The organism is Baekduia sp. Peel2402, assembly GCF_052567285.1.
Map to the genome: position 1 here is coordinate 3,717,435 of NZ_CP199582.1, position 13,769 is coordinate 3,731,203.

At 71.4% G+C, this 13,769-nt stretch carries 10 protein-coding genes; 5 read left to right on the plus strand and 5 right to left on the minus strand.

All coding sequences use genetic code 11. From position 1 onward, the window contains the following. The first annotated feature begins 96 nt into the window (after nt 1-96). Complete coding sequence (locus tag ACT01A_RS18135; protein WP_445148496.1) at nt 97-2,058, plus strand: hypothetical protein; 1,962 nt, start codon at nt 97-99, stop codon at nt 2,056-2,058. On the opposite strand, the gene rfbC is transcribed toward ACT01A_RS18135, so the two are convergent. Further along, on the minus strand, nt 2,055-2,627 hold the full coding sequence (gene rfbC / locus ACT01A_RS18140) for a dTDP-4-dehydrorhamnose 3,5-epimerase (RefSeq protein ID WP_445148497.1): 573 nt from the start codon (nt 2,625-2,627) through the stop codon (nt 2,055-2,057). The genes ACT01A_RS18135 and rfbC overlap by 4 nt on opposite strands. A 12-nt stretch (nt 2,628-2,639) precedes the next feature. Beyond that, complete coding sequence (locus tag ACT01A_RS18145) at nt 2,640-3,434, minus strand: MOSC domain-containing protein (protein WP_445148498.1); 795 nt, start codon at nt 3,432-3,434, stop codon at nt 2,640-2,642. A gap of 32 nt (nt 3,435-3,466) precedes the next feature. On the opposite strand from ACT01A_RS18145, the gene ACT01A_RS18150 reads away from it, so the two are divergent. From ACT01A_RS18150 to ACT01A_RS18165, 4 genes are read left to right on the plus strand one after another with little or no spacing between them, the layout of a single operon-like run. Next, on the plus strand, nt 3,467-4,663 hold the full coding sequence (locus ACT01A_RS18150) for a glycosyltransferase family 4 protein (RefSeq protein WP_445148499.1): 1,197 nt from the start codon (nt 3,467-3,469) through the stop codon (nt 4,661-4,663). Next, the gene (locus tag ACT01A_RS18155) at nt 4,663-5,703 is read left to right on the plus strand and encodes a hypothetical protein (protein ID WP_445148500.1); all 1,041 of its coding nucleotides are present in this window, start codon (nt 4,663-4,665) and stop codon (nt 5,701-5,703) included. The genes ACT01A_RS18150 and ACT01A_RS18155 overlap by 1 nt, the downstream gene beginning before the upstream one ends. A gap of 40 nt (nt 5,704-5,743) precedes the next feature. Continuing rightward, on the plus strand, nt 5,744-6,721 hold the full coding sequence (locus ACT01A_RS18160) for a COX15/CtaA family protein (RefSeq protein ID WP_445148501.1): 978 nt from the start codon (nt 5,744-5,746) through the stop codon (nt 6,719-6,721). Nucleotides 6,722-6,766: 45 nt separating this feature from the next. After that, nucleotides 6,767-8,596 carry an RNA-binding domain-containing protein gene (locus ACT01A_RS18165; RefSeq protein WP_445148502.1) on the plus strand — a complete coding sequence of 610 codons (1,830 nt, stop codon included), beginning with the start codon at nt 6,767-6,769 and terminating at the stop codon, nt 8,594-8,596. 15 nt (nt 8,597-8,611) lie between these two features. Here the strand turns inward: ACT01A_RS18165 and ACT01A_RS18170 are convergent, their stop codons facing one another. The 3 genes from ACT01A_RS18170 to lon all read right to left on the minus strand — a co-directional run bounded on the left by ACT01A_RS18170 (nt 8,612) and on the right by lon (nt 13,701). Next, nucleotides 8,612-8,785: a hypothetical protein gene (locus ACT01A_RS18170; RefSeq protein WP_445148503.1), complete on the minus strand. Its 174-nt coding sequence runs from the start codon at nt 8,783-8,785 to the stop codon at nt 8,612-8,614. Nucleotides 8,786-8,902: 117 nt separating this feature from the next. Further along, nucleotides 8,903-11,380: a SpoIIE family protein phosphatase gene (locus tag ACT01A_RS18175; protein WP_445148504.1), complete on the minus strand. Its 2,478-nt coding sequence runs from the start codon at nt 11,378-11,380 to the stop codon at nt 8,903-8,905. Between the two features lie 29 nt (nt 11,381-11,409). Further along, entirely contained in the window at nt 11,410-13,701 is a 2,292-nt protein-coding gene (gene lon, locus ACT01A_RS18180) for an endopeptidase La (RefSeq protein ID WP_445148505.1), read from the minus strand. Nucleotides 13,702-13,769 lie beyond the last annotated feature (68 nt).

Sequence of the window (13,769 nt, forward strand, 5' to 3'; positions counted from 1 at the left end):
CGGCGACACCCTGGTGGTGCCAGGCGGCAGGGTGTCGCCGGATCGTCAAGGGCCCGTGTTCCCATGCCGCGCGAACAGGTCTACCCTGCCGCGCCGATGGGGACGGCACTGGGAGCATCTGAGCGAACCTCCGCCGCCGCACAGCGCGAGTCCCGGCTGACGTGGCCGGGCGTCGTCGTCGCCGTAGCGGTTCTCCTGCTGCTGGCGTTCTACGCCTGGACGGCTTCCTCGGCCGGCGACCCCTTCAACAAGGTCAACCAGTACAACTTCAGCTCTGGGGGATCCGACTACTACAACCTCCAGGCCGACGCGTTCCTGCACGGGCGGTTGTGGTTGGACGTGCCGATCGACCCGAAGCTGAAGTCGGCGGCCAATCCGTATCTCGTCGACGTCCCGAGGACCGTGAAGGGGCTGCCTGACGGCTCGTTCTACAACGGGCGCTACTACATGTCGTGGGGCCCCGCCCCGGCCGTGACGACCTTCCTGCCGCCGCGCCTGCTCGGGCTGGAGCTGCGCGAGAACCTCGCGGTCGTCCTGTACCTCTTCTTCGGCGTCCTGATGGCCGGCGCGACGCTGCGGCTGCTGCTGAGGCGGGTGGTGCCATCCGCGCCGCGGGCGGTCCTATGGGCGGGGACCGTCGCGCTGGCCCTGGCCTCGTCCGCACCGTGGATCCTGCGGCGCGCGATCGTCTACGAGGTCGCCATCAGCGCCGCGTTCTTCTTCATGATGGCCGGTCTGCTGCTGCTCGTCCGCGAGCTGCTGCGCGAGCAGGAGGAGCCCCGCCGCGGGCGGCTGGCGTGGGTCGGCGTGCTGTTCGGGTTGGCGGTGCTGTCCCGGCCGTCGATGGGCTTCGTCGTGCTCGGCCTTACAGGCCTCGGCTGGGTCCTGCGACCGCGGGCGCTGCGCACGCTCGCGCCGCTGGTCGTGGGCATCCCAATAGCTGCGGGGCTCTTGTTCATGGTCTACAACATGGCGCGCTTCTCCGGGCCGTTGGACTTCGGCAACAAGTGGCAGACGACGGGACGCGACGTCCGTGAGATCCCCTTCAACAGCTTGGCGAACCTGCCGCCCGCGTTGTGGGGGTACTTGGTCGGCCCCGTGCGGCTGATGCTCGACTTCCCCTACGTGCACCTGCCTGTGGAGCCTCGCGCGCCGTTCTCGGTGTCGTCCGACTACGGCCAGGAAGAGACCGGGAGCGTTCTGTGGGCGGTGCCGTTTGCGCTGCTGAGCGTGGCGTTCCTGGCGCGCGTGTGGTGGCGGCGCCGCCGGGCTAACGCGAGCGGCGGCGAACGCGACGAGCGCGACGTCGCGGAGCGCCCGGTCTTGCGGGTCGTGGTGGCGCTGATGGCGACCGCGGTGCTGGCGTTCGTCCCGGTGTCGATCGGCGTGCCGGGCTACACCGAGCGTTACGAGCTGGACTTCCTGCCGTACTTGATCATCGCGGCGACGCTGGGGTGGGCGGCGCTGGTGGTCGATGCGTCGACGCGACGGCGCGCGGCCTGGTGGCGACGCGGTGGGCTGGTGCTCGCCGCCTGGAGCGTGCTCGTGGGTGTGGCCATCAGCTTCACGGGCTACTACGACGGCCTGCGGACCTTCAAGCCGAACACCTTCGAGAAGCTGGAGAAAGCGTTCTCGCCGCTGCCGACGCTGGCGACGGTGGTCACCGGGCGCCCGATGATCGCCACGCTCGGTGGGCCGGAGGGGTACACGAACGGGGGGACCAAGGTCACCAAGATCGATCTCGACGGGGCGACCTACCCGCTGCAGGCGACCGGCGCCCTCACCGGGACGGTGACGGTCGTGTCGCCGAGCGAGCGGGAGGCGGAGTTGGCGTTCCGCGCGTCGACCCGGACGCAAGGGACGTTCTCGCTCTCCGCGGAGACCGAGGCCGGGACGACGGCGGTCCTGGTGGGCGACGAGAGCACCGATCCGCTGCCGCTGCGCCTCAAGCGCGGGATCAACTACGTCAACCTGGTCCTGACGGCGGGCCCTGACGTCCAGGCGACCGCCGATGGTTCGCCGCCACGCGTCGTGCTCGCCGACCTGCGCCTCCGCTAGGACTTGGCGTAGGTGAACGGCAGGCCGTCGGCGACGTCGGCCAGAAGCGGCGCGTCGAGGTCGCGCTGGGAGACCTGCAGCTCGTCCGCCGGGACCGGCCAGGTGATGCCGAGCGCCGGGTCGTTGTAGGAGATCTCGCGCTCGGTCGCCGGGTCGTAGTAGGCGTCGAGCTTGTAGACGACGTCGGCGAGGTCGCTGACCACGCAGAAGCCGTGCGCGAAGCCGGGCGGGCAGTAGAGGATCCGGAAGTTGTCGTCGTCGAGGTCGTAGCCCTCGGCCTGGCCGTAGGTCGGCGAGCCGCGGCGGATGTCCACCAGGACGTCGTGGATCGCGCCGCGCGCGCAGCGCACGAGCTTGCCCGCGCCGCGGCCGACCGTGAAGTGCAGGCCGCGGACCACGCCGCGCGAACTGCGCGAGTGGTTGTCTTGGACCATCTCCTCCTGGATGCCCAACGCCATCATGTCGCTGCGGCGGTAGGACTCCACGAAGAAGCCACGGTCGTCGCCGAAGGCCTTGGGCTGCAGCAGCTTGGGGCCGTCGAGCTTGGTCGGCAGAACCTCGAAGGGCATCGGCGGGGAAGCCTAAAGGGGCTGGGGCGTGAGCGCATCGCCGACGCGGACGACGCCGGGCGCGACGACGTCCGCGCGCAAGCCGCCGCGGTGCACGAGCGGGCGCAGGATGCCGCCGCCGTTGAGGCGGTCGAGGTGCGCGCAGGGCTCGCAGAGGCGGCGGCCGCGACAGGTCGCGCCGCCGAGCGTGAACGTCACGCCGACGAGCGCGTTGAGGTCCGTTCCGCGCACGACGACGTTGCGGCGGTGGTCGATCGGGCGGGGGAGGGCCTCCAGGACGGCGGCGTCGACGAGCGTCAGCGCCGAGCCGGGGCGGCCGGAGGCAAACGTCCCGCGGCCCACCTCGTAGCGGTCCCCGCGCAGCCCGACGGTCGTCGCTTCTGCCTCGGGCACGCTGCGCACGGGCGCGGTGGTGTCCGGCGCGATCAGGATCTCCTGGACCGTCCCCACGTCCACTGCCTCGGCGCGCGGCGGTGGTGACCACGTGGCGATCTCGCTCGGCGCGACGACGAACCCGGCGAGGATCGCGTCGGTCGTTTCGGCCGGGTCCCAGATCGGGCCCGACGGAACGCCGAACATCACGACCGCGCGCGGCTCGCCGCTGACGCGTTCGGGCCGCAGCGCGATCCAGCTCCCCGGCCAGGCAAAGCTCTCCGGGCTGCCGACGGGCACGAGCCCGACGCCGCGCTCCGCGAGGTAGGCGCGCTGCTCCTCCTCGTCCAGCGGGACGTCGACGGCCATGACGCCGAGGACCTGCGCGATGCAGGCGGCGCGGGTCGAGCGGAGCGTGTGCGCGCCGAAGGACATCGCAAGTCATACGTTACGCTGCGCTGCGATCCATGGGCCTCGGGATCAAGACCAAGATCAAGCGTCGGCTCGCCGGGCCGTCCATCAACGACGAGTACATCGAGGCGGGTGCGCTTGCCGCGCTGTGGCGCACGCCGGCTGGGGCTTTGCGGCCGGCGCCGGCCGCGTCGGCCAAGCTGTCGCTGGCGTTCGTCGTCCCGTTCTTCCCGCGCGGCAGCGGCGGGCACATGACGATCTCCAACCTCGTGCGGGCGCTGGAGGCGCGCGGCCACACGTGCTCGATCTGGATCGAGGACCCGAGCGCGCGCGTGGCGGGCGGCGCGGAGGCGGCCGAGCGCAACTTCCGCGAGTGGTTCGGGCCGTTCGACGCGAGCGTCCGCTACGGCTTTGAGGGCTTCACCGGTGCCGACGTCGTGTTCGCGACCGGTTGGCAGACCGTCGCGCGCGCCCGGACGCTCCCGGCGGCGGGCCGGGCGTACCTGGTGCAGGACCACGAGCCGGAGTTCTTCGGCACGAGCGCCCAGCGCGCGTGGGCTGAGGATTCTTATAGGCATGGTCTTTACCCCATCACCGCGGGCCAGTGGCTGGCGGACACGATGGGCGAGGTGTACGGGTTGCCGGCGACCTCCTTCGACCTCGGGATCGACGGCGCGCGCTACCGCCCGGATCCGTCGGTCACGCGCCGCGATGACGTCGTGGTGGCCTACGCGCGCTCCTCGACGCCGCGCCGCGGCGTGCCGGTCGCCTTGGCGGCGCTGGCCGAGCTGCACCGCCGTCGCCCGTCCGTCGAGGCGTGGCTGTTCGGCCACGGCGGTCCGCCCGGCGTCGACTTCCCGCATCGCAACCTCGGCGTCGTGCCGGAGGCCGGGCTGCCCGCGATCTACGCCGAGGCGACGGTCGGGCTGGTGCTGTCGATGACCAACTACTCGCTCGTGGCTCAAGAGATGCTCGCCTGCGGGCTGCCGTGCGTGGAGCTGGACGCGCCGAGCGTGGTGAAGGCCTTCGGGCGCGACGGCCCCGTCGACTTCGCGCCGCTGGACCCGATCGCGATCGCCGACGCGCTGGAGCACCTGCTCGGCGACCCCGCGCTGCGCGCTGTCCGCGCCCGCGGAGGGGACGCCCTTCGCGCGCAGCGCACCTGGGACCACGCCGCCGCCCAGGTCGAGGTCGGCTTACGCGCCGCGATCAACCACACCCAGAACGCCGCCGCCGCGCCCGCCGGCTCCTGATGGCGCCCGTCCCCTTCGCCCTCGGCGCCATCCTGCGCGACGGACCCGCGCCGCTCGCGCCCCGGCCGCCGGCTGCCGACGGCCGCCGTACCGCGACCCTCGTCCTCGGCCCCGGCCACGCGTCTCCCCGCGACGCCGGCCTCCCGCCCGAGCTGCTCGCCGCGCTCGCCGACCACGACGTCGCGCTGACGATCCTCACCGAGGACGACCTCGACGAGCTCCTGGACCGCCCGCCGACGCCGCAGGCCGAGCTGACCGACGGCGGCGCGCTGCGCATCGCCCGCGCGTCCGAGGGGGAAGCGACGGCCGCCGGCGATGTGCCGCCGCCCGCCGCTCTTCCGTCCGGCCCCCTCGCCGCCGACGTCGTCCTCGCCGCCGGGTGGACCGCCGCGCCCGCGGTGCTCGCCGCGCCCGGCGTCCGGGCGCGCGCGGTGCTCGTCACCGCCGATCCGCCGCCGCTCGCGCAGCTCGGCTGGACGACCGACGTTCCCACCTTCGCGCCGGTCTGGCTCGGAGGCGCGCTGCCCGGCGGCGCGGACGCGGCCTACGTCCCCAAGCCCGTGCACCGGCGCGAGGACCTGGTGCTCGTCCACGGCGAGGAGCCGTTCGGGCTGCTCGCGGCCGCGGAGCTGGCGCGGCGGCGCGAGGACCTGAGCTTCGCGGTCAGCGGCGTTCGCGCCGACCTCGAGCTGCCGTTCCCGTTCCTGGGCATCGAGCCTGGGCCGGAGGCGCTCACGCACGCGTTCGCCTCAGCGGCCGTCGCGCTCGCGCCGCCCGTGCGCGGCTGGCGGCCCGCGGCGCTGGCGATGCTTGCCTGCGGCCAGCCGGTGATCGTGCCCGACGACCCCGCCGCCCGCGCCGCGCTCGGCGAGGACACCGCGATCCTCGCCGCCAGCCCGCTCGCCGCCGCCGACGCTGCCGAGCACCTGATCGACGATTGGCACGAGCGCGGCGACCGCGTGCGCGCCGGGATGGAGCACGTCGCCGACGCCTGGGACGAGACCGCGGCGGCACTGGCCGTTGCGCTGCGTGCGCTCTGACACGCCTCGGCCTGGCCGGAGTTGGCATCATCAGCGGCGGATGTCCCGGCTGGATCGCCTACGCGAGCGGTGGCCCGTCTCCCCGCGTGTCCACGCTTACGCCGCGTGGGCGGCGCTGGTGCTGTTCACGCTCATCATCATCAGCGGCGCCGCGGTGCGGCTGACCGGCAGCGGCCTGGGCTGCCCGGAGTGGCCGCGCTGCAACGGCACGTCGGTGACGCCGTCCGACGGCCACGCCTACATCGAGTTCGGCAACCGCATGGTCACGACGCCGGTCTCGATCGCCGCGGTCCTCTGCCTCGTCTTCGCGCTCCTGCGCCGCCCGTACCGCAAGGACTTCACGGTCCTCGGCGCGCTGCTGGTCGCGGGCGTCGCGATCCAGGCGGTGCTCGGCGGGATCACGGTCATGACCGGCCTGAACCCGTTCACGGTGATGTCGCACTTCCTGCTGTCGATGGTCACGTTGGTGATCGCGTCGCTGCTGGTCTGGCGCGTGGTCCGCGAGCGCCGCGCGCAGTCCGAGACGCCGTCGCATGACCCGCTGCTCGTCGGGCTGGTTCGCGCGCTCACGGTTTTCGGCGGCGCGGTCGTGTTCATCGGGACCGCGGTCACCGCCTCCGGCCCTTACGCCGGCGGCGAAGGCACCGACGACACCGTCTCGCGCCTCACGCTCTTCGGCGACGACACGTTCAACGACATCATCACCTGGCACGCGCGGGTCGCGATGGTCTTCGGCATCGCCGCCGTCGCCCTCTGGCTCTTCGCCCGCCTGCGCGGCGCCCGCGCCCTGCTCTGGCCGCTTACCGCGGTCTGCGTCCTGGTCGCGATCACCGGCGCGATCGGCACGTTGCAGTACCACATCCTCGACTACCCGGCCTGGACCGTCTGGCTCCACGTCTCCTCGGTCGCGCTGACGTGGAACGCGCTGCTCTGGTCCTGGCTGGCCGCCGGACGCCCCGAGCGCGCGGCCGAGCCCGTCGCGCCGGCACCGCCCCCGCGCGAGCCCGCGACGGTCTAGCCGCGCCCGAGTCACCTTGACGTTGTCGAGGTTTTGCTCGTTAGTATGATACGCGTGCAAAAAGCACAGCTATCATTTCTCGATCATACGTACGGCAGTGTGATTGCCTTCGCGGAGGTCGTGCTCCGCGAGATCGGGGACGATTGGGAAGCTTCAAAGAGAGAGTTGCAGCGGCTCGACTTCAAGGAGACCCCTGACACCGCGCTGCCGCCTGAAGTTCGAGCGAAGCGCAATCTCGGCAAGGCACGCAAGGAGTTCTTGGCCATGGTCGCCGAGACCGCCAGCTGTCTCGCCAATGCGCAAGGCGGTGTGATCATTCTCGGGGTCAAGGACAAGGCTCCGACACGGGAGGCTGCAATTCAGGGTGTCCCATCTGCGTACACCCCAGAAGGTGTTCGGCTTGCGGTCTATGACGGGACGTCGCCGCCGCTGACGGTCGTCGTTCAGGAGCGGGCAGTCGACGGTAAGAGGCTGTTGCTCGTGGACGTGCCAGTTGGTGCCGTCGTGCACGCCACGACAGGCGGGGCATACAAATGGCGTGTGGAAGATCGGTGTGAGCCGATCGGTCCTGACACGATGCGTTCGATCTCTGCGGCCCGGGGGGTGTACGACTGGAGCGGGGAGCGATCGGAGTTCGGACCTGATGCGCTTTCCGCTGCTGCGTTGGCAGCAGCTGCTGACCGTCTCCGCGATGCTGGGCACGATGAGCTGGCTCGCCAGGCCGAAGAGGATCGAGAGCAGTTTCTTCGCTCTTGCGAGCTTCTCGATCAGGGTCGAGTGACGCGAGCCGGAGTTCTGCTCTATGGCAGCGAACGTGCGTTGACCGGACTCGTGCTGGACTGGGGCGCGCTCGTGACCACCGCCCTAAGCCCAGGCAGCGAAGGTACGGTGCTCCTGCGTCGAGACGATGCTCGTCGTCGCTCGCTGGTTCTTTTGATCGACGACATACTCGCTCGTCTCGCGGGCGTCGCCCAGGCCGATGCCTTTCGAGTCGGAGCCGCAGAAGTACGGCTCGTCGACTTTGAGCCTGACGTCGTGCGAGAGCTCGTGGCGAACGCGTTTGCGCATCGTGATTGGGAGCAGCCGGGCATGATCGAAGTGGCCCACTCTCCTGATGCCCTCCTCGTCGCGAGTCCAGGGGACCTGCTGCCGACACTTCACGCGGATCGTCTCCTCAGGGAGAGCGCTCAGCGGAATAGGGTCCTGTCCAGGGAGATCACCCGCTTGCGCATAGCTGAGGGTGCGGGCATGGGTTTTGACCGCGTGTATCGAGCGCTTGCCGCGGCCGGGAAGGAGCCGCCCAGAATCGAGGTCGGCCCTCGCTTCACGGTCGTCGTACCAGGCGGGCGAGGCGATAGGGCTTTTGCACGGTTCCTGCGCAGTGATGATTTCCCCGAGCCGAGACTCTCCGGCGATCTCGATGTGCTGCTCACGTTGTCGATCTTGAGAACTAGGTCCTCGGTGACCGCAGCGATCGTGGCTCCGGTCATTCAGCGGGACGTGGATTTTGCGGATGACGTCCTTCGGCGGATGCACACCGCTGGACTGATCGATCCGACGAGATCGACGGCCAGTCGTCGTCGTCCCTCATATCGACTCAGCGTCGCGACCGCTGCGGCCTTGCGGCCAGCACTGCAATACCGGACCGGAACGATCGACATCGACGACGCGAAACTGCTGCGGCATCTGAAGCGGCACCGCAGGATCGCCAACGAGGACGTTCGCAACTACCTCGAGTGCGATGTTGCGACCGCGCGCAACCGCCTGACCCGTCTGAGGAAGAAGGGGTACATCACCATCGATCCGGATGGCCCGAAGCGAGGCCCGCTTGTCGAGTACGTCGCGACCAACACGGTTGACGATTCGGACGATTGAGGACCGGTCTTCGGTCTAGCCCAGCGCCCGCTCGGCCGTCGCGGCCAGCAGTGCCACGATCGCCAGCACGAGCGCCACCGCGCCCGGTCGCAGCACGCGCATCCAGCGGCGGCGCCGGCGCGATGACCACCCACGACCGCGTCCGCGGCGGCTGGCGGTGCTGGCGTAGATGGGGAGCGAGCGGTCCATGACCCTCCTGCAGCGGTCATGCCACGCCGGAACGCCCGGCGGGTCAAGGGCTGCGGGCGCGAATATGCCGCACCCTCCGGACGACTTCGTATCGATCGCCATCAAGTCGGGGCCGAACTACGCCGCGCGCGGTTCAGGCGCGGACCCGACGACCACCGTCTGCGGGTCGTCGGACGCCGTCCCGTTGAGGACCAGCACCGCCACGTCGTCGCGCTGCTCGCCGAAAGCCCGCAGCGCCGCGTCGATCCCGCCGGCGATGTCCTCCGCCGGCCCCGGGCCGATTGCGCGCAGCGTCTCCTCGAGGCGGTCAGAGCCGAACCGCTGTCCGTCCGCTCCGCGCGTGTCGGTCACGCCGTCGGTGTAGAGGACCAGCGAGTCGCCGGGCGCCAGTTCGACGTCGGTCACGATCCAGCGACCCTCGGGGAAGGCCCCCAACAACGTCCCGGGCCGCCCGACCGCCGTCACGCCGCTGCCGTCGCCGTGGACCAGCAGCGGCGACGGATGGCCGGCGCAGACGATCCGCAGCCGCGCGCCGTCGCCGCCGTCCTCGCCGCGCGGTCGCACCTCCACGCACACCGCCGTGCAGATCTGCCGCCGCTCCGGGTCGCTGCCGAGCGTTGCGTTCAACCGCTCCAACATGATCGTCGGGTCGTCCTCGTACTGGGCGACCGTCCGCATCGTGTACCGCGCCAGCGACGTGATCGCCGCCGCGCCCGGCCCCTTGCCGGTCACGTCGCCCATCAGCACCATCCAGCGGTCGCGGCCTTCGAACAGGTCGTAGAAGTCGCCGCCGACCTCGCTCGCGGTGCCCGCCGCGCGGAAGCGCGCGGCGATCGCTAGCCCTGGGATCACGGGCAGCCGCGGCGGCAGCAGCGACCGCTGCAGCGTCGTCGCCACGTGCGTGCGCGCCGCGTGCAGCCGTGCGTGCTCGACCGCGATCGCCGCGCGCTCGGCGAGCTCCTCGGCCACCTCCAGGTCGCTCGCGCTGAGCATCCGTCCCGACTCGCCGGTCGTCGCCAGCTGCATCGTCCCGATCAGCTCATCGCCGACGATCATCGGGACGATCACCAGCGAGCGCGTGTCGATCAACCGCATCAGCTCGGCGTGGCGCGGCGCCTGCGCGTAGCGCGTGACGTCGTCCTCGCTCACGCTCGCCCACACGATCGGCCGTCCCGAGCGCAGGACCTCGGCAGGGCCGCGGTCGTCAGACGGCGACGGCGGGAAATCCCGCCGCCACTCGCGCAGTAGCTCGGCCTTCTCGAAGTCGCGGTGCGCGACCGCCATCTGCACCAGCGCGCCGCGCTCGTCTAGGAGATCCACGCGCGCGTAGTCGGCCAGCTCCGGCACGACCGCCCACGCGGCCTTGTCGATCGTCGCGTCCACGTCCAGCGAGGACCCCAACAACTTGCTCGCGTTGGACAGCAGGCGCTCGCGCATCTCCTGGCGCTTGACCAAGGTCATGTCCTCGCCGACCCAGACCACGAAGTCAACGGCGCCGTCCTCGTCGAAGACCGGCGCGGCGCGGGTCATCAGCCAGCGGTCGCGCCCGGTGTCGCGTTCGACGACATGTTGGATCCGGGGCTCAGGGCGCTCGCCGGCCAGCGCTCGCACGACCAGGTAGTCCTCGGGCCTGACCGGTGCGCCGGCCTCGTCGAACGCGCGCCACCGCGCCAGCAGCGCGGCACCGCCGCCGTCGGCGACCAGCGCGTCGGCGCTCGCGTAGCCCGCGAACTCCGCAGCGGCCGCGTTGGCGAAGCGCAGCGTCCCGTCGGGCGCGATCGCCGCGACCGCCTCGCCGAGGTTCTCGACGATCGCCTCCAGCCGTCCCTCGGTCCCGCGCAGCTCGGAGATCAGCCGCACGTTGTCGAGCGCCAGCGACGCGCGGGCGCCGATGATCCGGCCGAGCGTGATCTCGTCGGGCGTGAACGGGTCGCGGCCGGCGCGGCGGACGAACGAGATCGCCCCAAACGACGCGCGCCGCCCGATCAAGGGCACCGACAACACGGCCTGATAGTCGAAGCCGACGACGTGGTCGACGTGCTCGGCGGAGTCGGCGTAGGTGTGGACCTCGGTCGGGAGGTCCTGGAGCACGTGCGGCTCGCCGGTGCGCAGTGCGATCGCCACCGGGTGGTTGGAGTCGGCCGAGATCGGGTGCTCTTCGCGCAGCCGGCGGAGGTCGTCGGCGATCTCGCCGTCGACCGCGGCGGTGACCGCTTCGCGCAGCGTGCCACCGTCCTGAAGCAGGTCGACGACCACGACATCGCCCAGCTCGGGGACGAACAGGCCGCTGAGGCGCTGGAGCATCTCGTCGGAGTCCAGCGGCGCCTCCAGCAGGTCGGCAACGCGCGCGAGCAGCTCGAAGCGGTGGCGGGCGACGCGCTCGGCGTCGCGCTCGGCATTCGCGGCGCGGGCGGCGCCGGCCAGCACCCGCTGCGCGCGGGCCAGGACGAGGGCGACCCCCGCGAGGATCGTGACGGCGAGGACCGTGAGCGCCGTGCCGCCGGTGACGAGGTCCGCGACGACGACCGCCAGCAGGCCGGCGATCGCCAACGGGAGCGCGCGAGAGCCAGCGGCGTGGTCGCGGGGTCGGTCCACGCCGCCGACTCTATGCGCTATCCGGCGTATCAGGCCAGCGAACCGGCCTTCTTGGGGGCCGGCTCCAGGGCCAGCTCCAGCACCTCGGTGACGGTCATCACCGGGTGGAACGTCATCGCGTCGCGGACGTCCTGCGGCACGTCGTCGAGGTCGCCGCGGTTGCGCTCGGGCAGGATGACGTCGGTCAGGCCCGCCGCGTGCGCGGCCAACACCTTCTGCTTGAGCCCGCCGATCGGGAGCACGCGGCCCTGCAGCGTGACCTCGCCGGTCATGCCGACCGTGTGCTTGACGGGACGGTCGGTCAGCAGCGACGCCAGCGCCGTCGTCATCGTGATGCCCGCGGACGGCCCGTCCTTCGGGATCGCGCCGGCCGGGACGTGCATGTGGAACTCGCGACGCTCGAAGATGTCCGGGTCGATCCCGAGCTCCTCGGCGTGCGCGCGGACGAACGTGAGCGCGATCCGCGCCGACTCCTTCATGACGTCGCCGAGCTGGCCGGTCAGCTGCAGGCCGGGCTTGGACGACTTGGTGGCGTTGGCCTCGATAAAGAGGACGTCGCCGCCGGTGCCGGTCACGGAGAGCCCGGTTGCCACGCCCGGTACCGCCGTGCGCTGCGCCGCCTCGTGGAACACCTTCTGGCGACCGAGCGCGTCGCGGACGGCGTCGAGGTCGATCTCGACCGGCGCGATCGACGGGTCGGTCGCGATCTTGGTGGCCGTCTTGCGCAGCACCTTGCCGAGCTCGCGCTCGAGCTGGCGGACGCCGGCCTCGCGGGTGTACTCGGCGATCACCGTGCGCAGGATGCCGTCGGGGGCGACGACCTCCTCGGCGTGCAGGCCGTTGCGCTCCCGCTGGCGGGCGAAGAGGTAGTCGCGCGCGATGGCGACCTTCTCCTCGACCGTGTAGCCGTCGAAGCGGATGACCTCCATGCGGTCCAGCAGCGGGCCCGGGATCGTCTCGGCCTGGTTGGCCGTGGCGATGAAGACGACCTCCGACAGGTCCAGCTCCACGTCCAGGTAGTGGTCGCGGAAGGTGGAGTTCTGGGCGGGGTCCAAGACCTCCAACAACGCCGCCGACGGGTCGCCGCGCCAGTCGGCGCCGACCTTGTCGACCTCGTCGAGGAGGATCACCGGGTTCATCGTGCCGGCGTCCTTCAGCGCCCGGACCAGACGGCCGGGGAGCGCGCCGATGTAGGTCCGGCGGTGGCCGCGGATCTCGGCCTCGTCGCGGACGCCGCCGAGCGACATGCGCACGAACTCGCGGCCCATGGCGCGGGCGATCGACTCGCCAATCGAGGTCTTGCCGGTGCCGGGCGGGCCGATCAGGGTCAGGATCGCGCCGCTGCGCTTGTCGGCGGAGATGCCGCGCTCCTCGCGCAGCTTCTTGACGGCGACGTACTCGACGATGCGGTCCTTGACGTCGTTGAGGCCGGCGTGGTCGGCGTCGAGCGTCTCGCGGGTCGCGGTCGGGTCGAGCTTGTCCTCAGAGCGCTTGCCCCACGGGACGTCGATCAGGACGTCGAGGTAGGTGCGGATCGTCTGGGCCTCGCCGGACTGCTCGCCGGAGCGCTCCAGGCGGGCGAGCTCGCGCTCGGCCTGCTCGCGGACCTCGTCGGGCATGTTGGCGGCTTCGATCTTGGTGCGGTACTCGTCCACGACCGAGCCGTCATCCTCGCCGAGCTCGCGGCGGATCGACTCCATCTGCTTGCGCAGGACGTACTCGCGCTGCTGCTTGGCCGCGCCGGACTCGACGTCCTCGCGGATCTTGGCGCGGACCTGCAGCTCGGCGAGCCGCTCGCGCTGGTAGCCGAGCGCCAGCTCCAGCCGCTCGGTGACGTCGACCTTCTCCAGCAGCTGGACCTTCTGCTCGAAGGTCAGGTCGGGGGCGTAGCCGGACGTGTCGGCCAGGGCGCCGGGCTCGGTGATCGCGCGGACCCAGGACGCGATGCGCCCGTCGTCGCCGCGCAGCTCGAGGATCTCCTCGACCGTCGCGCGGTACTCGCGCTCCAGCTCGCGGGTGCGACCGTCGACCGGCACGTTGTCGACGCGCTCCTCGACCTCGACCCGCAGACGGCCGGCGTGATCGGTGTGCGCCGCGCCCGCGACGCCGCGGCTGATGCCCTCAAGCATCGCGCCGCGCCCGCCACCGGGCAGGCGCACGTTCTGAGCGACCGTGGCGATCGTGCCGACGGACGCGTACTCGCCCTCGTGCCGCGGGACGAGCAGGACGCGATCCTCGCCGGCGGCATCCACCGGCAGCGTCACGTCCATGGTCGGGAAGACGACGGTGTCGTCGAGTGGGATGAGAAGGAGGGAAGTCACGACAAGATCCTTTGTCCACAAAACCATTGCGTTTGCAACGGTCTCCAGGATCTTAGCGCGTCCGGCTC

What these genes read in the sequence shown, in the direction of transcription:
- ACT01A_RS18135 (WP_445148496.1), top strand. Translation starts at nt 97, where the DNA reads ATGGGGACGGCACTGGGAGCATCTGAGCGAACCTCCGCCGCCGCACAG.
- rfbC (WP_445148497.1), bottom strand. Translation starts at nt 2,627, where the DNA reads ATGCCCTTCGAGGTTCTGCCGACCAAGCTCGACGGCCCCAAGCTGCTG.
- ACT01A_RS18145 (WP_445148498.1), bottom strand. Translation starts at nt 3,434, where the DNA reads ATGTCCTTCGGCGCGCACACGCTCCGCTCGACCCGCGCCGCCTGCATC.
- ACT01A_RS18150 (WP_445148499.1), top strand. Translation starts at nt 3,467, where the DNA reads ATGGGCCTCGGGATCAAGACCAAGATCAAGCGTCGGCTCGCCGGGCCG.
- ACT01A_RS18155 (WP_445148500.1), top strand. Translation starts at nt 4,663, where the DNA reads ATGGCGCCCGTCCCCTTCGCCCTCGGCGCCATCCTGCGCGACGGACCC.
- ACT01A_RS18160 (WP_445148501.1), top strand. Translation starts at nt 5,744, where the DNA reads ATGTCCCGGCTGGATCGCCTACGCGAGCGGTGGCCCGTCTCCCCGCGT.
- ACT01A_RS18165 (WP_445148502.1), top strand. Translation starts at nt 6,767, where the DNA reads ATGATACGCGTGCAAAAAGCACAGCTATCATTTCTCGATCATACGTAC.
- ACT01A_RS18170 (WP_445148503.1), bottom strand. Translation starts at nt 8,785, where the DNA reads ATGGACCGCTCGCTCCCCATCTACGCCAGCACCGCCAGCCGCCGCGGA.